Source organism: Corynebacterium ulcerans, from assembly GCF_000767685.1.
In the GTDB taxonomy this organism is placed as follows: Bacteria; Actinomycetota; Actinomycetes; order Mycobacteriales; family Mycobacteriaceae; genus Corynebacterium; species Corynebacterium ulcerans.
The window spans coordinates 1,404,032-1,421,733 of record NZ_CP009622.1 but is presented as its reverse complement, the minus strand read 5'-3'; the positions used below and the strand labels follow the sequence as shown (position 1 = coordinate 1,421,733).

General features: G+C 50.6%; 18 protein-coding genes. 8 read left to right on the top strand and 10 right to left on the bottom strand.

The features are described from left to right. Positions 1–115: 115 nt before the first annotated feature. Positions 116–1,129 carry a PAC2 family protein gene (locus CULFRC11_RS06465; RefSeq protein WP_023635840.1) on the bottom strand — a complete coding sequence of 338 codons (1,014 nt, stop codon included), beginning with the start codon at positions 1,127–1,129 and terminating at the stop codon, positions 116–118. A 392-nt stretch (positions 1,130–1,521) separates the two neighbouring features. Between CULFRC11_RS06465 and CULFRC11_RS06460 the strand changes: the two genes are divergently transcribed. After that, a complete protein-coding gene (locus CULFRC11_RS06460; protein WP_023635839.1) occupies positions 1,522–2,589 on the top strand; it encodes a DUF4192 domain-containing protein in 1,068 nt (355 codons plus the stop codon). Between the two features lie 39 nt (positions 2,590–2,628). Here CULFRC11_RS06460 and galE read toward each other — a convergent pair whose 3' ends face one another. The 6 genes from galE to CULFRC11_RS06430 form a co-directional block, all read right to left on the bottom strand. Further along, positions 2,629–3,612 carry a UDP-glucose 4-epimerase GalE gene (gene galE / locus CULFRC11_RS06455; protein WP_023635838.1) on the bottom strand — a complete coding sequence of 328 codons (984 nt, stop codon included), beginning with the start codon at positions 3,610–3,612 and terminating at the stop codon, positions 2,629–2,631. Positions 3,613–3,623: 11 nt separating this feature from the next. Then, entirely contained in the window at positions 3,624–4,304 is a 681-nt protein-coding gene (locus tag CULFRC11_RS06450; RefSeq protein WP_023635837.1) for a metal-dependent transcriptional regulator, read from the bottom strand. A gap of 273 nt (positions 4,305–4,577) precedes the next feature. Further along, positions 4,578–5,567 (bottom strand): sigma-70 family RNA polymerase sigma factor, encoded by a 990-nt coding sequence (locus tag CULFRC11_RS06445; protein ID WP_014525892.1) that lies wholly within the window; start codon positions 5,565–5,567, stop codon positions 4,578–4,580. Positions 5,568–5,705: 138 nt separating this feature from the next. After that, positions 5,706–6,140: a D-aminoacyl-tRNA deacylase gene (dtd, locus tag CULFRC11_RS06440; protein ID WP_023635836.1), complete on the bottom strand. Its 435-nt coding sequence runs from the start codon at positions 6,138–6,140 to the stop codon at positions 5,706–5,708. Between the two features lie 5 nt (positions 6,141–6,145). Further along, the gene (locus tag CULFRC11_RS06435) at positions 6,146–7,672 is read right to left on the bottom strand and encodes a DUF7782 domain-containing protein (protein ID WP_023635835.1); all 1,527 of its coding nucleotides are present in this window, start codon (positions 7,670–7,672) and stop codon (positions 6,146–6,148) included. A 165-nt stretch (positions 7,673–7,837) separates the two neighbouring features. Then, the gene (locus CULFRC11_RS06430) at positions 7,838–8,344 is read right to left on the bottom strand and encodes a DUF3099 domain-containing protein (RefSeq protein ID WP_023635834.1); all 507 of its coding nucleotides are present in this window, start codon (positions 8,342–8,344) and stop codon (positions 7,838–7,840) included. 59 nt (positions 8,345–8,403) lie between these two features. Between CULFRC11_RS06430 and CULFRC11_RS06425 the strand changes: the two genes are divergently transcribed. From CULFRC11_RS06425 to CULFRC11_RS06415, 3 genes are all read left to right on the top strand, one after another. Next, positions 8,404–8,643 carry a DUF3039 domain-containing protein gene (locus CULFRC11_RS06425; protein ID WP_013242069.1) on the top strand — a complete coding sequence of 80 codons (240 nt, stop codon included), beginning with the start codon at positions 8,404–8,406 and terminating at the stop codon, positions 8,641–8,643. Beyond that, entirely contained in the window at positions 8,640–10,346 is a 1,707-nt protein-coding gene (locus tag CULFRC11_RS06420) for a DEAD/DEAH box helicase (protein ID WP_023635833.1), read from the top strand. Before CULFRC11_RS06425 ends, CULFRC11_RS06420 begins: the two co-directional genes overlap by 4 nt. Before the next feature lie 141 nt (positions 10,347–10,487). Further along, the gene (locus tag CULFRC11_RS06415) at positions 10,488–11,012 is read left to right on the top strand and encodes a DUF4190 domain-containing protein (RefSeq protein WP_013911680.1); all 525 of its coding nucleotides are present in this window, start codon (positions 10,488–10,490) and stop codon (positions 11,010–11,012) included. A 69-nt stretch (positions 11,013–11,081) separates the two neighbouring features. Here CULFRC11_RS06415 and CULFRC11_RS06410 read toward each other — a convergent pair whose 3' ends face one another. Both CULFRC11_RS06410 and ppgK read right to left on the bottom strand, forming a co-directional pair. Then, the gene (locus tag CULFRC11_RS06410; protein WP_038620610.1) at positions 11,082–12,683 is read right to left on the bottom strand and encodes an RNA polymerase sigma factor; all 1,602 of its coding nucleotides are present in this window, start codon (positions 12,681–12,683) and stop codon (positions 11,082–11,084) included. A gap of 366 nt (positions 12,684–13,049) precedes the next feature. Next, positions 13,050–13,802: a polyphosphate--glucose phosphotransferase gene (gene ppgK / locus CULFRC11_RS06405; RefSeq protein ID WP_031270367.1), complete on the bottom strand. Its 753-nt coding sequence runs from the start codon at positions 13,800–13,802 to the stop codon at positions 13,050–13,052. 216 nt (positions 13,803–14,018) lie between these two features. Here ppgK and CULFRC11_RS06400 point away from each other — a divergent pair, with 216 nt between their 5' ends. Together CULFRC11_RS06400 and CULFRC11_RS06395 are read left to right on the top strand one after the other, a co-directional pair. Then, positions 14,019–14,951, top strand: a complete 933-nt coding sequence (locus tag CULFRC11_RS06400) for an inositol monophosphatase family protein (protein WP_023635831.1) — start codon at positions 14,019–14,021, stop codon at positions 14,949–14,951. 193 nt (positions 14,952–15,144) lie between these two features. Then, entirely contained in the window at positions 15,145–15,438 is a 294-nt protein-coding gene (locus tag CULFRC11_RS06395) for a DUF4193 domain-containing protein (protein WP_013911676.1), read from the top strand. A 148-nt stretch (positions 15,439–15,586) separates the two neighbouring features. Here the strand turns inward: CULFRC11_RS06395 and CULFRC11_RS06390 are convergent, their stop codons facing one another. Then, positions 15,587–16,084, bottom strand: coding sequence for a DUF3093 domain-containing protein (locus CULFRC11_RS06390; protein ID WP_031270365.1), 498 nt, complete (start codon positions 16,082–16,084; stop codon positions 15,587–15,589). A 232-nt stretch (positions 16,085–16,316) separates the two neighbouring features. Here CULFRC11_RS06390 and dut point away from each other — a divergent pair, with 232 nt between their 5' ends. Together dut and CULFRC11_RS06380 are read left to right on the top strand one after the other, a co-directional pair. Continuing rightward, a complete protein-coding gene (dut, locus tag CULFRC11_RS06385) occupies positions 16,317–16,778 on the top strand; it encodes a dUTP diphosphatase (RefSeq protein WP_023635829.1) in 462 nt (153 codons plus the stop codon). 107 nt (positions 16,779–16,885) lie between these two features. After that, on the top strand, positions 16,886–17,698 hold the full coding sequence (locus CULFRC11_RS06380; RefSeq protein WP_023635828.1) for a DUF3710 domain-containing protein: 813 nt from the start codon (positions 16,886–16,888) through the stop codon (positions 17,696–17,698). Positions 17,699–17,702 lie beyond the last annotated feature (4 nt).

Genomic DNA, 17,702 nt, shown 5'->3' with positions numbered 1-17,702 from the left:
ATGTATCACATGCGCTAAGAACAGAAAGGAAAAATAGGGGAACAGCTATACGACATGACGGAAGCAGGGAGGGAATAACGAGTTTATTCCCTCCCCGGTGGAGCTGTTTTCGGTGTTAGAGATCCGTTTCCCCATCTGACTCATCAGTATTGTCTGCGGAAGTTGAGGAGTCTTTATCGTTCTCGCCTTTTCCACCGTTTAATGAACGGTTGTCGATATCTGCAAGAAATTTTTCGAATTCTTCTCCCAGCAGCTCGGCGTTAGGAACCACACCTTCTCCAGGCATAACCGCCTCAGGGTTAGCTTCTCTATACCGCTCAAGTTCTTCATCATATTGCTGCTCTAGAAGACGAACTACATTCTCGATTTCTGCGGAACTTGCAACTTGCTCTTCAACCTGGATGGCAACCTTACGGGAATCCTCTTCCAACGTGCGAAGCGGAAACTTGAGGCCAGTAGAAGAAGAGACAGCTTCGAGCAAGCTCAGCGTTGCTTGTGGGTACGGTGAAGCAGAAAGATAATGCGGAACATGTGCAGTGTATCCGGCTACATTTCTTCCTTGTTTGTTAAGCAAGCGCTCAAGTTGAAGCGATGCAGAACCCGGTACTGTGATCTTGGTATCTAAACTGAAATGATGGTCGATTAACTCTGCGGAATTTCCGTGAGCAGAAACCACTAGGGGCCTGGTATGGGGAGCGGCCATAGGGGCTGCGTACAAGCATATGGTGCGGGAAACGCCGAAACGTTCTACGAGATCTGCGACGGCTTTGGTAAAAGCATCCCATCGTAGGTCAGGTTCAGGGCCGGAAAGCAATAGGAAAGGGGTACCCGAGTTATCTCGAAGAACCTCAATACCTAATGCAAGTTCTTCTGCGCTAACAATATTGTTGTGTTCGATGGTCACTGAAGGACGCCGGGACCTATAGTCGATGAGCTCGTCATTATTGAATGAAGCTACTGGCCTGTGCTCGAGAGCCGCAAGCAAATGTTCCGCACTCGCGTCGATTGCGTGTCCAGCGTCCGCGTAACCCTGGAGTGCAACGATGAGAGTCGGGCCTTCGCTGTCTTTTAATGACACTTCAGGCGCAGGAAACTCTAATTCGTACATGCGAGCGTTTTTCTCCTGCATGTTACTCCTCCTAAACATCTTCCCACATTCTAATAGCGTCAATAGTGCAGAGCTAAAGGTAAAACGAGGTGACTATTTACGCTAAGCCCTCCATTCTAATCTGTTTTAGGATAATGCGGGTAAGCGGTAGCGTATTCTGCTCTATAGACTGCAAAACTGGTCTTGAACAGCAATTGTGCTGTTTATCTTCAATAACAGACTGAGATTGGTTTTTGTTCCAAGCTCAGTGATTTTCTATGAGAACCTGCGGGTTTGCAGAAGTTATCCGCTAAGAATAAAAGAAAAGTTGTTGTACACAGGCAGTGAAGAAATTCTAGAGTTATCCACCGATAAGAGTTACCCAAGCATGATGTGCTGTCCGATCAGAAACATCCTCGGTAGAAACTTGAGACATGAACATTGTCTTTACACCGAGAGAAATATTTGCCAATATTCCTGGTTTGTTGGGCTACTACCCACATGAATCCTTGGTCTTCGTTACCTGCGTCAAAAAATCTAAGAATCGTATAGCCCTGGGGCCTGTATTACGTCTGGATATTAGCGATGTGAGACATTTACCGGATGTGGATCAGGCATTAAGCGTTGTTGAACCGGAATTCGTGATGGGTTTTGTTGTTACATCACGATTAAGTGCAGAACAGATCGAAGACTTGCGAGACTATCTCTCCCAATTATCTCATTGTGGGATTCTTCATCTGGATGGATGCTGGATTACTGCGGACATTGCGACGTCACAGCGATACCACGCATTATTACTCGGGGATGATGCACAAAAATGGGCAGATAAGGATCATGCTTGGCGGGAAGGCGAGATCTCACAGGTTTCAGCTTCTTGTACCAGTCAAGCTTTGCTCGAATGTGGAGAATTGCCTGCTATCAGCCGCGGAGAAGCTTTTCAGTATTTTGAGGCAACCGGGGAGCAGCTGGAGGATTTGGATATTGCCTCTTTGCGGCAAAGTGCATTTACGCGAACACAAGCAATAAAAAGTGATGAGAAACAGGGGCACGATTTAATTAAGCAGCTTCGTGCGGTTCTCATGACGATGCGTGAGACTCTTGCAGGAACACATCATCTTACCGATGCACAGTTGCTCTTAGTTAGAGAGATATTTTCTGATTCATTCCTCAGGGACTTATGCCTCTCAGAGTTCCTTGAGCATCCGGAGGCTACACGGCATGTGACCCGTGAAGTCGCTCAGCGCTCATCGGGGGATATCCGTGCTAACGCTTTGTGCGTTTACGCTATTAGCTGCTGTAGTACGCCCTTGTCACCGCGGATTCCTATTGCTTTGGCTAGCGCACTGGATGAAAACCCTCATCACCGCCTTAGCGGATTACTACTCGTTGGCTATCAGGCAGGGGAGCTAGATCGTGTGTATGAGGCGGTTCAGGAAGGAGCAAAGCAGACATGGGAGTCTCTTGGCTTTTGCGACGGTGAAAAAACAAATGCAGCAGCATAAAGATAGAGACCTATGCTGCTGCAGGAGCGGGTGAAACGACTATTTGTGCGCGCTATGTGCACGTTCTCCCAGTTTGGAAGTGAAAGACCAGGCATCCTCAACGATGGTGGAGAGATCCGTGCGCGTGGGATGCCACCCTAGCTCCGATTGCGCTTTTGCTGAAGATGCAATCAGAACAGCGGGATCACCAGCTCTTCGTGGCGCGACCTCTGCTGGAATGGGATGCCCTGTCACAGCGCGACACGCTTCTATGACCTGTTTGACAGAGAATCCTGCCCCAGATCCTAGATTAAAAATTCTATGGACACCCGGTTGATTGGATTCCATAGCAAGAACGTGGGCATCGGCAAGATCACGAATATGGATGTAATCACGAACCGCAGTGCCGTCTTCGGTGGGCCAATCGTCACCGAACATAAGAATCTTGTCTCGGTGTCCTAATGCAACTTGAAGTATTAGCGGAATAAGGTGGGTTTCTACTTCGCGATTTTCGCCGATGCTTCCGTATGCTCCAGCGACATTGAAATAACGCAGGCTCGTAGCGCTTAAGCCATAAGCTTGTGCATAAGAAGTTATGGCGTGGTCGATTGCAAGCTTAGAAGCACCGTAAGGATTGGTCGGCTGAGTGGGGAAGTCCTCTGTGATGGGCACAGAAGCAGGTTCGCCGTAGGTTGCCGCAGTAGAAGAAAAAACTAGATTTGTTACGTTGTTGGCGCGCATCGCATCAAGAAGGGCCAAGGTGGTAACAAAGTTGTGTTGCCAGTATTCGGATGGTTTTTCTACCGATTCACCAACCAAAGAGCGTGCTGCAAAATGCAGGACGGCATCATATGAATCAGATGCGAGTATTTCGCCGGCTTTGTCGCGGATATCTCCCTCAACGAGAGTGGCACCAGTGGGCACGGCCTCCCTGTTACCAGTAGAAAAGTTATCCACTATCGTGACATCGTGGCCTTGCTCTAGAAGCACTGCAGCACAGACGCTTCCTACATATCCAGCTCCGCCAGTGACAAGGAGTTTCATGTGTGTGCCCTTTAAATTTCTTCGATTCGTACTGCGTGAGCTAGGTCGTCGATAAGCTCTACTGTTTTTTCTCCGTGCGTGATAGTAACTCGACCGTCTATCTCGCTGAGTGTGACGGTTGTGCCAACTCGAATGTCCGCATCGATAAGCGCCTGAAACTGATCAGTATCCACTTGAAGAATCTCGTTGATTTGAACGATCCGTACGTCCCTGGGGGTGGAACGGGCTACATCAACGGCGCGCTTACCCGGTTCTTCCTTCTTCTTTAGGGAAACACCGAGTTCGTCTAAACCTGGGATTGGGTTGCCAAAGGGGGAGCGTGTGACATTATCGAGGACCTCGACGAGGCGTCGTTCCACTTCGTCGCTCATTACATGTTCCCAACGGCAGGCCTCATCGTGAACTTTGTGTATATCAAGCCCAATAATATCCGTAAGGAGGCGCTCCGCAAGACGGTGTTTGCGCATCACGGCAGTGGCTAGAGATCGTCCAGTGGGTGTCATTTGAAGGCTGCGGTCGGATGCGACTACAACGAGCCCGTCGCGCTCCATGCGTGCAACTGTTTGGCTAACTGTAGGACCTGACTGATCGAGGCGTTCGGCGATGCGTGCGCGAAGGGGAGTGACTCCCTCTTCTTCCAGCTCGTAAATGGTCCGCAGATACATTTCTGTGGTATCGACCAAATCTTTCATTTTTAACCTCTTTTCCTTTATCCACCGTGGGGCAGGCTAATCAAAGTTCGTGGCGAGTTCTCCTACATAAATCTATATGGATTCTGTCGAACTTGCAGGTTTGGGCTAGGTAAGGTGCCTGCGAGGCGTAAACCGCAGGCACTAGAAATAGAGTATCAGAATGGGTTGTCGGAGATAAATTGAAAACTTCAATTAATTGGTGATGGAAAGCCGAACTCCCTTGAAACAAAAGTTTGCTTGATTCAAGGGAGTTTTCAGGGGGGGGGCGACTTGTTAGATTGCGTAGGCGCGAAGCTTGTCGGCGCGGGCGCCGTCGCGAAGCTTAGTCATGACCTCGCGTTCGATTTGGCGGACGCGTTCACGAGATAAACCGAATTGACGGCCGATCTGATCAAGAGTGCGGGGGACACCATCGTCTAAGCCATAGCGCATGCGGATGACATCTTGTTCGCGCTGCTCAAGAGTGTCAAGGACCGAACGAATATCGGAGTGACGTAATGAAGCGACGACCGCAGACTCAGCATCGGTTGCCTCAGAGTCTTCAATAAAGTCACCCAGAGGGGCTTCTTCATCGGCGCCGACCGGCATATCTAAGCTGACTGGATCGCGAGATTGGCGTAGCAGAAGCTCAATCTTTGACTCATCGATTCCGGATTCTTCTGCAAGCTCCTCATTGGTAGCTTCCCGGCCAAGGTGTTGATACATTTCACGCTTGATTCGTGAGAGTTTGTTGACCTGTTCTACGAGATGAACTGGGAGACGGATGGTTCGTGACTGATCAGCCATGCCTCGCGTGATTGCCTGCCTGATCCACCACGTTGCGTATGTGGAGAATTTAAAGCCTTTGGAATAATCAAATTTTTCCATGGCGCGGATAAGGCCGAGGTTACCCTCCTGGATGAGGTCGAGAAGCGGCATGCCGCGGCCTGTATAGCGCTTAGCTAGGGAGACAACAAGGCGGAGGTTTGCTTCAAGAAGATGTGCGCGAGCTTTGCGTCCGTCTTTGACTAAGACTTTAAGGTCTCGTTTCATTGCACGTGTGAGAGGTTCTTTCGAGTCCTCTAAAAGATGCGCAGCATAGAGTCCAACCTCAATAGTCTGAGCTAGCTCTACTTCATCTTCTGCGGATAATAAGGCAGTTTTACCGATGCCATTGAGATAAACGCGGACGAGGTCTGCAGAGGGATTATCGTTAGTTTGTCCGCGGCGGCTTCCGCGGTCAATCAACTCCTGAGCTAGTTCTTGGCTGGATGATTCTGTCATCATGACCTCCTCAAGTCGGCGCTTCTATGGGACTCAACGGAAAAACCTCTGAAAAAGTTCCCGATTAGCTTTGATGGATTAACTTGGGGTTATCTCTTAGCCCCGAAAGAGTGCATGCGGATAAATACCCCGGATAAATCAGCACTCCACTATCACTGTGAAGGGACCCTGATTTACAGAGGAAACTTCCATTGTTGCACCAAACTGACCTTCCTCCACGTGGATCCCGCGTTGCTTTAATGCTGTGGCGATCTTTTCCATGATGGGCTCTGCTAGTTCTCTCGGAGACGCCTCTGACCATGAAGGTCGTCGGCCTTTAGCGGTGGCACCCATAAGCGTGAACTGGCTGACTAAAAGAACAGGGGCCTGTGCCTCGGAAACACTTTTTTCGCCTTCGAGAATGCGAAGTTCCGCAATTTTCCGGGCCATTGTTTTCCAGGCATCGGTGTCATCGTTTCTTCCCACGCCTACCAGAGCCAGAATTCCTCCTGTATCTGGAGCATTAATACTGCCTACGACGCGTCCGTCTACAGACACGGATGCTGAACTTACTCTTGTGAGTACTGCACGCATGTGGCCTACCAACCCGTTGTGATGTCTGCGGGGAGGATAATCCCATGCTGAATGAGGGCAACGATGGGTTGGATAAGGGCTGCGCAGAGAGCATCGTCTTCAAGACCGTTGCTAAAAGCATAAAGTCCTGCGACTTCACGCAGAGACAGCCCTGTCGGGTGCAACCCCGCAATAATGGCGGCGATGTGCTGGTCTACGTCGTGACTAAAGCGGAAACCGTCGGTTCGGGTCAGTCTTAGTGCAGCTGGTGCAAATCCCATGCCTGTCTCTACATCTGTTGTAGAGACATCTTCTTTAGCTACGCCAGGGCGTAGATAATACTGAGCGTCTAGAATCGCTTCTGCGTCTTTAGACCGTAGCCATTCCATTCTTACGAAGTGTTCTTGAACTTCGTCGCCCACATAGGCGTCGATGGGGTGGGAAATATCTTCAAAGACTACTTCGGAGGGAAGGTGGTCGTCGATACGCTTTATTGCGATGAAACCGAATCCCACCGCGGTGACATGGGCGCGATCAAAGTGTTGTAACCAGTGTTGCGTGCGCTGTGCACCCTCGTTACTGCGGGGATCTATGGACTCGTCTCTTAACCAGGTGTTGACGTAGTCGATGCTATCGACGATGTCTCGTTGGACGAACCAAGCTGATATCCCTTTCTCCGGAATCCATGATGCAACTCGTGCCGGAACAGATTCTTCTTTGCGATACACCCAGGAACCCAATGCGTGAAGACATCCTTGTTCTTTGAGATGCTCGACCCCGCCTCGGACAACGCACTCGGTGGCTCCGTCTAAATCGAGACCGGAGTCGCGATAGACATGTCCAATTTCTGGGGGGCCGACAACAAAAGGTGGGTTGGCTACGATCCGGTCAAATTTTTCGCCGGCCACGGGTTCAAACCAGGATCCAGAACGTATGTCGAGCGATACCTTATTTGCTGCACCGTTGGCTTCTGCGAAATCAAGAGCACGGTCATGGACATCAGTTGCGACGATTGCACGTGCATAGGGAGCTTGTCCCAGCGCTTGGATGCCGGATCCCGCGCCGAGGTCAAGCAGCGCGTGAACAGGGGTTCGTGGAGTCGTCGATAGTAGCGATAAACTGGCGGCGCCGATACCCAGGACATGGTCTTTCCCAGGAACGTGGCCTGCGACCATGGAAGCATCCATGTCAGAAAAAACCCAGACCAATCGACCATCGATCAAAGTGCTACGAATGTCAATCCCAATAGTGACGAGGGAATCCTTCTCCTGTGCCATTCCGAGCGTTAAAAGAGTGTCGACGATCTGTGCATCGAGGATGCTGTCAAGGTGCTGTCGAGGTACCGCAGCATGCACCAGAAAAGCTCGTATCAGGATGGCTAGTGGTTCTTCTTCTCGCGTGCGCAGCGCGTAGAGGATTGACGCGGGTTCACCTCGGGCTATAGAAGAGAAAGCTGCAGGTCCTAGATATTCTTGCAACGCTGCAGGGGTGAAACCTACCTCTTCAAGCACCTGGACAAGCTGGAGTGAGATCTCAGTGAGAGTACTGCGCATGTATGTAGCACGTCTTTCTGTGAAATGGCGTGGAGAAGCCGTGGGTGAAGCACTGTAGAAACCGTAACAGGTTAAGTAATGGAAGCTAAAGGGAGGAGCATTAAGAGAGGTTAGCGTGCCGACGTCTGCCGGTATCGTCCACAGTTTCGTGTTGAGCTACAGCGGTTACGTAGGGTTTTGTGAGACATTATCGTCTGTGTCATCAGCGTCAATAACCATAGGTGGGTTTGTTGTGGCGGAAGGGGCAGAAAGCTGTTGTTGATCGTTGTGAGCGTTATTCAAATAGCGTTCTTGTTCTCGCGCTGCAGCAGGTTTATATACGGTTGGCGCACGGGGATCTCTCTTTTCTCCTACGCCGTTGGCAATGACAACGGCGATCCAGGGGAGTGGTACACAGATGATAAAAAGAATTACTGATAAAACCATGTTGTGCATCCAGATATATGCAGCCATGGCTGCAAGCAGAAAAGGAATCCGTAATCCTTGAATCCAGGAGTAAACCACTTCTCGATGATGGCGGTCTTCCGAGGGGCTCTTCTTGGCATCGGTGACTAATTCCACACGGTGGCCCATGAAACGGCGTAAAACACGAGTCTTTCGGCTTAGCTTGAGCTCGGCTACCTCAGTATCCGCAAGATTATGCTCACTGTGATCTCCTTGACGCTGCTGCATAACCTCCTAGGGTAGACCCATGTAGCCGAGACCACACATTGTGGTGCAATATAGGTGGAGTGAGTACGAGCACGCAGACCATCGAACGTCCAGACATCAGAGAAGACAATCTCACTGGTGATGACACCCCGAAGTTCTTCCATTATGTGAAAAAGGATCAGATTGTTGATTCTGCAATTTCAGGAAAAATGGTTGTCGCTCTGTGTGGAGAAACCTTCCCTGTAACCAAACAAGCTAAGCCTGGGTCGCCTGTATGCCCAGACTGCGAGCGTATCTATAGGGGTCTACGTAAAAAGTGAAAAGCGACCTACGCGCCTGGCAGCGCAAGGCGCTTACCAAGTATTTGATGAAGGGCCCGCGGGACTTTCTTGCAGTAGCTACTCCTGGTGCTGGTAAAACCACCTTTGCCTTGAGGGTTGCTACGGAACTGAAAGAAAACCGTACTGTCGACCGGGTTATCGTCGTTGTGCCTACGGAGCACTTGAAAGTGCAGTGGGCTCAGTCAGCCGCACGAGTGGGGTTGGCTCTAGACCCTTACTTTAAAAACTCCGATGCAGTTAACCCCCAATACGATGGCATCGTGGTGACCTATGCACAGGTTGCTATGCACCCGTTTAAGCACCATGCGGTGTCTACCGCAAAGCGCTCCTTGGTCATCATGGATGAGATTCACCATGGCGGCGATGCTAAAAGCTGGGGCGACGGAATCCGCGATGCTTACGGTGACGTGGAACGTCGATTAGCTTTGACCGGAACTCCTTTCCGCTCGGACGATTCCACGATTCCGTTTGTTCGCTATGAAGAAGACGGCGAAGGCCACCTTGTGTCCCAGTCGGATCACACGTACGGCTACTCGGATGCTTTGGCGGACGGCGTGGTGCGCCCCGTGGTGTTCTTGGCTTATTCTGGCGAGGCCCGCTGGCGTACAAACGCGGGCGAGGAATTTGCTGCGAGATTAGGGGAACCTTTAAATCCGGAACAGACAGCGCGTGCCTGGAAGACCGCTCTAGATCCTAGAGGCGATTGGATACCTGCAGTACTCCAAGCTGCCCATACGCGGTTATTGCAGCTGCGCAAGCATATTCCCGATGCTGGTGGGCTTGTGATCGCAACGGATAAAACGACGGCGCGAGCTTACGCCAAGATTTTGGAGCGTTTATCTTCCACACCGGTCACTGTGGTGTTGTCTGATGAGGCCGGGGCTTCGCAGCGCATTGAAGATTTCAACGGGTCTACCGATGAATGGATGGTCGCGGTGCGCATGGTGTCTGAAGGTGTGGACGTTCCTCGCCTTGCCGTTGGCGTGTATGCAACATCTGCATCCACCCCGTTGTTCTTTGCACAGGCGATCGGGCGATTCGTGCGATCCCGAAGAAAAGGCGAGACCGCATCGGTATTTCTTCCTTCTGTTCCGGTCTTGCTTGATTTGGCGTCGAAGCTGGAAAACTCACGTGACCACGTTTTGGGTAAGCCAGATAGACCCAGTGAAGGTTGGGATGACGAGTTGTTGGCCCAAGCAAACAAAGAAGAGACCGAGAAGGATGACCTGCCTAGCTATGAGTCGCTGGGAGCGGACGCAGAGCTAGATTCGCTGATCTATGATGGCTCGTCCTATGGAACGGGTACTTTTGCAGGATCAGACGAAGAAGCTGATTATTTGGGACTTCCAGGGCTTCTCGACGCCGACCAGATGCGTGCGTTGCTCCGAAAACACCAAACTGAGCAACTTGATGCGCGAGATGCGGAAGCAAAAGAACGCGAAAGGAATGAAGAAAGCGTTAAAGCAACACAACAGCAGGAATCTGCAGACCGGGTTGCAAGCGTTGAGATTCCTCGACTCCGCAAAGAGCTCAATGCTTTGGTATCAGTGACAGCTTCACGCACTGGTAGGCCCCACGGAGCTATTCACACTGAGGTGAGAAAAAAATGCGGTGGCCCTCCCACCGCCATGTGTTCAGCCGAACAGCTCCAATCACGTATTGATTATTTACGGCGCTGGTAAAGAGCGAAGTGAGCTGTAGTGCTCGATGCGTTACGGTGGCCTGCTTTAACTGAAAAAGAAACACTATTATTGCGAAAATGATTACTTTGATAGGCATAATGGAGCCTACAAGTATTTTTCACTTTTACTCGGAAGGACATTATGACCACCCCGAAGAACCCCTATGGTAATAACGAGAATGGTTTTGGTGACGGATTGCCGCAGCAACCTAACTCGATGCCTGCATATCCTGGAATAGGAAATACAGAAGGGGACTATGGCCAGGATTCCTTCAACGGAATGCATTACGGAAACCCAGAATATGGCGCAGTAACTCCGGCGAACAACACCATTGCTTATTGGGCGCTGGGCTTTGCCATTATCTCTGTGTTGGCTGTACTCAGCATCGTGGGTCTTATCTTTGCGTTTATTCCCGCGCTCGTTGCCCTCGTTTTGGCGATTATTGCGCTGGTGAAGGGGCGCAAGATGCCTTTAGGATCTAAGACCCGTAAAGGCATGTCTATTATCTCCCTGGTTCTTAGTATCCTTATTATCGTTGGATCACTGGTTAGCGCTTTGCTTTTGGGAGCTTTCGTCCTAGATACAGCTGGCAACTGTGTTAACCTTCCACAAGAAGAACAACAGCAGTGCGTTGAAGCCGAGCTCAATAAAAAGTTTAATAACTAAAAAAGATAAGCGTGGTGGCCTTCCCCAAAGTCGGGGAAGGCCACCACGCTTATCTACAGCTATAGCTAATTAATCAAGATAGTCGCGGAGAACCTGCGAACGTGATGGGTGCCGTAGCTTAGACATAGTCTTGGACTCGATCTGGCGGATGCGCTCACGAGTAACTCCATAAACCTGTCCGATTTCATCAAGCGTTCGTGGCATACCATCAGTGAGGCCAAAGCGGAGTTTAACTACACCAGCTTCACGCTCTGAGAGCGTATGGAGAACATCCTGTAGCTGATCTTGGAGCAATGTAAAGGAAACTGCATCGACAGCGATAACTGCTTCAGAGTCTTCGATGAAGTCACCAAGCTGGCTGTCGCCTTCATCGCCGATGGTCTGGTCAAGAGAAATTGGTTCGCGCGCATATTGCTGGATCTCGAGAACCTTTTCCTCGGTGATATCCATTTCCTTAGCTAGCTCTTGCGGAGTAGGCTCGCGTCCCAAATCCTGCAACAACTCGCGTTGGATTCTGCCCAGCTTATTAATAACTTCCACCATGTGGACAGGGATACGAATGGTTCGTGCTTGATCCGCCATAGCGCGGGTAATGGCCTGTCGAATCCACCATGTAGCGTACGTGGAGAACTTGTAACCCTTGGTGTAGTCGAATTTTTCAACTGCGCGGATAAGACCAAGGTTGCCTTCTTGAATCAAGTCTAGGAAGGCCATGCCTCGACCGGTATAGCGCTTAGCTAATGAAACTACCAGACGGAGGTTGGCCTCTAGCAGGTGGTTCTTAGCCTTACGGCCATCGCGGGCAATTGCACGAAGGTCGCGCTTAACTGCAGGAGTAAGTTTTGCTTCCCTGTCTCCATTGTTAAAGGCCTCTTCCATTTGCTCCATGCGGTAGGTGGCATAGAGGCCAGCTTCAATGCGCTTAGCCAGAGAGACTTCTTGCTCTGCGTTAAGAAGAGCGACCTTACCGATCTGCTTCAGATAAGCGCGCACCGAGTCTGCAGAAGCCGTGAGTTCCGCATCTTTGCGGGCTTGGCGTAGGGCAGCAGACTCGTCTTCGTCCCAAACTGAGGAACCTTCATCGTCTTCTTCGTCCTCAGCCTCTTCAGAAGCTTCTTCCTCATCGTCATTGCCGAGAACCGATACAAGATCGTCTTCTTCATCGTGAAGATCATCCTCTGCAGCGTCGAGAGGATCATAATCATCGTTGTCATCGGTCTCAAGCTCGTCTTCATCAGTAGATTCCAGTTCAGGTGAAACCTCTACTGGTTCTTCGACTTTGACTGCGCGCTTAGGAGCTTTTTTAGCGGCCTTTTTGGCAGTTTTTTTAGCTACCTTTTTGGCTGCTTTCTTAGCCGTCTTTTTAGCGGTTTTTTTAGCCGCTTTTTTCACGGGAGCAGAATCCTTCAACTCGACAGAATCCGATTCGATGGATGACGCGGTGGGGGATTCAGCTTCAATACCGCCGACGAGGCCCACTGTGGTGGATACCGGCTCGGCTTTGCGCGGAGCGGCCTTCCGAGCGACCTTGCGTGCCGTCTTCTTCGCTGCAACTTTCTTTGCCGTCTTCTTTGCGGCAGGAGCGGCTGCTTCACCGGCAGGAGTTCCAGAAAGACCGGTGCCGCTAGTGCGTGCCGTTGCGGAAGATTCTGAATTATCAGTGGCTGCCACGTACGCCCTTTCGATTGGATGAGTGAGTTTCCTCGTAAAAAGGTTGATGCCAGGTAGGACGTGAAGAACAGAGCTGTTTCTTACTCGCCTAAGGGGCTTAACCCGATGGAAGCTTTAACGTCAAAAGCCTCATTATTATTCCCTGCTTAACCTGTGCACTTTATATAAAGTTCAACAAGCGGAAGGACACAGGGAGAACTGGAGGTCGAACGTGGAAGTTCCTAGGCATTTTACTAATTACGACTTGGACAAAGCGCCATTATAAAACATTTAAGGAGATTGCGGGGTTTGAGGGGTCGTTACTTGCAAAATTATGGAAGTTTTAGCGGTAGCGACCCCACGAAGTTTGGCGGTTTTTACGATGCTCTAGGGGCGGATATTTTGGTCAGCTGCCATTGCCGCTCCTACGATTCCTGCAGTATTGCGTAGCTTTGCAGGTACGACAGGTGTATCGATAGTGAGCTTAGGGATCCATTTATCGGCTTTGCGTGAGATTCCTCCGCCTACGATAAAGACATCTGGCCAGAAGAGTCGTTCATATTCGCTGAGGACTTTAGAAACACGCTTGGCCCATTTGGAATAGCTTAGCTCTTCACGATCTTTCGCTGCGGATGAAGCGAGATGCTCGGCTTCTTTTCCTTCTACGAGCATGTGTCCTAGTTCGGTATTGGGGAATAGGACGCCGTTGATAAAGAAAGCGGAACCGATTCCAGTTCCTAAAGTGAGCAAAATGGCGGAACCGCGGCGAGCTTGTTCTTCCCCGAAAGTTACCTCGGCGATGCCTGCCGCATCGGCGTCGTTAAGCACTGCGACGTTACGTCCGCCTAGGGTTTTTGTAAATAGTTTCTGAACATCAACGTTGATCCATGATTTGTCAATGTTGGCGGCGGAAAGGGCCACCTGATTCCGGATTACAGAGGGAAGCGTTATTCCGACTGGGCCTTCCCATTCAGCTTCTGTAACAATGCGGCAAATCGTTTGGGCGACCGCTTCGGGGGTGGCAGGTTTGGGCGTTAAGATTTTAATCCTGTCTCCGACAAATTCACCGGTATCCAGATCAACACGGGCGCCTTTAATCCCAGATCCACCAACATCAATGCCAAAGCCAATTCGTGTCATGGATTTGAGCTTACTGAATGGCAAGCCCCTGTGAGTGCAATTGCAGCAGATTTACGTCTCTACGCGATGTAAATAACGCAAAAAACGTAGCAAGGAACCTCAAAAACCCATGGAGGCTTTTGGGCTGCACAATCTAGGAAAAGAAGGAAGAATGGATCGTGCGTAAATAGTTTTGTAAAAGATGTCACTTCCGTGATTTAAGGACGGTTGAGCAGCATGTCAAACAGCAATGATCACAACATAGATGCACATTTGTCGCGAGAGGGTTTTGAGTGTGCTCGAGCAGGACAAGCAATAGCTCTTTTAACTGCAGAGCACGATGCAGAGCCAAGTAATGCGGTCCAACTTGCAGGCGATGCTATTGCGATTGCTGATTGTGCTGCTGCGGCCATTAGGGGACAGGTTGCCCAGTTGGGAGACATTTCCGACTTTGTGCAGACTAAGTCTTCCCCAGTGGATCCGGTGACTGTAGTGGACACGGAGGCAGAGAGAATTATCGCCGAAGAAATTGCTCGTAGACGTCCGAGCGACGGCATTATTGGTGAGGAAGGCAGCGAGCTGGTATCCGTCAGTGGAGTGACGTGGATCATTGACCCGATTGATGGCACGGTTAATTTTCTCTATGGGATTCCTCACTATGCGGTATCGATCGCGGCGGCCATAGATGGTCAGGTCGTTGCTGGCGCAGTAGTGAACGTGGCCACCGGTCGGATGTATGCCGCTGCAGTAGGAGCAGGTGCAATTGCTGCCGATGAAGGTGGAGACTGGTCGGTCATCAGGGTGAGGTATGTTCAGGATTTGGCCACGGCGCTGGTAGCTACCGGGTTTTCCTATGCGGCGAAGCGGAGGGAAGAACAAGCGGAATTGCTTGTGAGCGTGCTGCCTCAAGTGCGTGACATTCGCAGGATGGGAAGTGCCGCTTTAGACTTGTGTTCTGTGGCTGAGGGGAAGATTGATGCTTATTTTGAGCGCGGCCTTAACTCATGGGATTACGCTGCAGGGGCGTTGATTGCATCTGAAGCTGGTGCGAGTGTCCGAATCCCGCCTCTTTCTACGCCGGGAACGTCGGGGGAAATTGTGTGGGCGTCCTCACCTAGCATTTCGATAGAGCTAGAAAACCTTATTACCTCCCATAACGTGCGAAATTAAAGAGCATGAATTAATAGGTTCACTTCTTTGAAGTTACCCCCGTTAGGGAGGTTGTTGGAACTGAAGTGACAATCTGAGATTTGTGCCTTAATATGCGCGTCGATAGATGCCACACAGTAGTTCGGGCAGAGGCAGGCATACAACGCCGCTGACGCGATGACTGTTCTGCAATTTACTTCAGGAAGCGAGACACATGGCGACTGACTACGACGCACCCCGACGTCGAGAAGAAGACGAGATCGAGACTGACTCCCTAGAGGGACTGAAAGCCGCAGAGTCGACTAAAAGCAATATTGATGATGACGGTGAGATCGTCGAACCTTTTGAGCTTCCCACAGTGGATCTTTCGGGAGAAGAACTTAGCGTTACCGTAATTCCTCGCCGTTCCGACGAGTTCACCTGTTCTGTTTGCTATTTGGTTCAACGCAATAATCGTATCGATCACGTCGAAGATGACGGCAGTATTATCTGCAAAGATTGTGCGTAACTAAGTCGTCATGAGGGCATAAGTGCGATGCATTCATCGGCCGTAACTGCCAACGTGGATGCTGCGCGTTAGCGCACAAAATATAAGGTCAGAGGCTGCTACATTTTTAGCAACCTCTGACCTTATGCGTGTTCTCAGTGGATTAGCCTCACGTGTTGACGGTTTGATGAGGCACAAAACTCTGAAGCAATTGTTCTGGGTTCTTAGAAGAAATCAGCCAGTAGGGGGTGGGGTCGTCCTCGTCGTCTAACACGAGCATCACCATCTCAGGTACCCAGCCATGAGAGACCATAAAAGCGGCAGGATCAAACTGGCGTCCCATCGCGTTGCGTTTGGCAGAAGAGGGGACAGCCAACGAACGCGAAACTACGGTAGAAGGCAGGTTGGCTTCGCCGACAACAAGCCAACGGGTTCCCTCAGAGTCCTCCTCGACAGTAATTTTTGTCCCAGACCAAGAAAGGAGGACCCACGTCGATACTGCTGCTAGAAGCACAGCGGTGCCATAGAACCAGATACCAGATCGGTTTATCCCAGCCTGTGTCGCGATGAGGGCGACGAAGGCTGCGGCAAAAAGCCACCAGTACCATGGAACCCATTGTCGTTCGCTGTACAAGACTTTTACTTGATTACGTTCCCCATCAGTCACGCAGCACAGTCTACTGCAGTGCAAGGCGACTACAACTGCTGAGCACTGAGATGACTTCACAGTGGTTTTGAGCTTTACGACGCTATTGCGGTGGGGTCGCAAAGCTTATTCAAGAAGATGGCCTCATAAATGTGAGAATTTGTACGTTGGTGTGGCATTCTTATGCGGTGTTTGTGCCGCATCGGCACAGAAAGACTTAGGTCAGATGAACAACAGAGCAAGGAGCTGCATCGTGGATGCCTACAGTGACCACCAAATAGGACCTGTGTCGATTAAACGGCTAGATAAAGATCTTCCGCTACCTCAGCGTGCACATCGCGGAGACGCAGGAGTGGACCTGTATGCCACCGAGAACATCCAGATTCAGCCTGGACATCGGGCACTCGTAGGCACCGGCGTGGCGTTAGCTTTGCCTCTGGGGACTGTGGGACTTATCCACCCACGATCAGGACGTGCTCTAAAAGAAGGACTCAGTATTGTCAATGCTCCCGGTACAATCGATGCAGATTATCGTGGAGAAATCAAGGTGTGCCTGATTAACCTTGATCCTCAGACACCTATCTCTATTGAGCGTGGTCAGCGTATTGCTCAGCTTGTGATTCAAAAAGTTGAGTTGGTTGATTTTATAGAGGTCGAGGAGCTAGATGACACAGTGCGGGGATCTAGCGGCTACGGCTCTACAGGGGTTAACTAGTTTATAGGCAACGTAATCTGTGGCTACAGCTAATTGTGTTGTCTTGTACTACCAGCCCTTGATTAACCACAATGAATTGCAAAGCAGTGCAAGTGCGAAGGAAGAATATGTCTATCTGGCCTTTTGGCAAAAATAAAAATGAGTCCGCTGACAACCCAGATACGGACCGACAAGAAGACCCCGGATATCCGGCAGAAAATGATCCATCTCTGGTAAAAGCAGATCCAGAGGGTGATTCTTTAGATGACAGCTTGGTATCGGATGGATCTGAAGACACAGATCCTATTCATGATGCGATCAATGGGCATAGAGGCCCCTTTGACGCCGGGCACGTAGACATAGAAGAGTTTGATTTTTCTGATTTCTCCGATGGAACACTCAATCTAGGTTCCTTACTTGTCCCGCTCCCACGCCCTTCTGAGGTGCAAGTGGAAATGGGGCCAGAAGGACCGAAGATGCTTCACATTCTTACAGAACATGGACGCATCACTCCGGTTGCTTTTGCTGCACCTTCTTCCGCAGGACAATGGCGTGAGTCGACCAAAGAAATTGCGGCGGGAATGCGTGAAGACGGACTCCTCGTGCACATCGAACATGGTCCTTGGGGTCGTGAAATCGTTGGATCCGCAGACGGAGGAAACGGCATAATCCGCATCATCGGCGTAGATGGACCTCGTTGGATGCTGCGGATGACTCTTGCCGCGCCGGCGGAATCTGCCGAGCAGATGGCTGAGCTGGGTCGTGAAGTTATCGCCCGTACTTTTGTGAATCGCGGAGATGCTCCTATTTTGGCTGGAAGCTCACTGCCAGTGGCTCTTCCGCAACCGCTTGCGGAGCAAGTACAGGAAGAGATGGCGCGACGAGCCGCGATGGAAAACGATCCAAATAATTCTCAGCCTCCAGCTGCCCCTTCTGAATAACCCA

Coding starts and splice junctions, on each gene's coding strand:
- CULFRC11_RS06465 (WP_023635840.1), bottom strand. CDS start 1,129: ATGCAGGAGAAAAACGCTCGCATGTACGAATTAGAGTTTCCTGCGCCT.
- CULFRC11_RS06460 (WP_023635839.1), top strand. CDS start 1,522: ATGAACATTGTCTTTACACCGAGAGAAATATTTGCCAATATTCCTGGT.
- galE (WP_023635838.1), bottom strand. CDS start 3,612: ATGAAACTCCTTGTCACTGGCGGAGCTGGATATGTAGGAAGCGTCTGT.
- CULFRC11_RS06450 (WP_023635837.1), bottom strand. CDS start 4,304: ATGAAAGATTTGGTCGATACCACAGAAATGTATCTGCGGACCATTTAC.
- CULFRC11_RS06445 (WP_014525892.1), bottom strand. CDS start 5,567: ATGACAGAATCATCCAGCCAAGAACTAGCTCAGGAGTTGATTGACCGC.
- dtd (WP_023635836.1), bottom strand. CDS start 6,140: ATGCGTGCAGTACTCACAAGAGTAAGTTCAGCATCCGTGTCTGTAGAC.
- CULFRC11_RS06435 (WP_023635835.1), bottom strand. CDS start 7,672: ATGCGCAGTACTCTCACTGAGATCTCACTCCAGCTTGTCCAGGTGCTT.
- CULFRC11_RS06430 (WP_023635834.1), bottom strand. CDS start 8,344: ATGCAGCAGCGTCAAGGAGATCACAGTGAGCATAATCTTGCGGATACT.
- CULFRC11_RS06415 (WP_013911680.1), top strand. CDS start 10,488: ATGACCACCCCGAAGAACCCCTATGGTAATAACGAGAATGGTTTTGGT.
- ppgK (WP_031270367.1), bottom strand. CDS start 13,802: ATGACACGAATTGGCTTTGGCATTGATGTTGGTGGATCTGGGATTAAA.
- CULFRC11_RS06400 (WP_023635831.1), top strand. CDS start 14,019: ATGTCAAACAGCAATGATCACAACATAGATGCACATTTGTCGCGAGAG.
- CULFRC11_RS06395 (WP_013911676.1), top strand. CDS start 15,145: ATGGCGACTGACTACGACGCACCCCGACGTCGAGAAGAAGACGAGATC.
- CULFRC11_RS06380 (WP_023635828.1), top strand. CDS start 16,886: ATGTCTATCTGGCCTTTTGGCAAAAATAAAAATGAGTCCGCTGACAAC.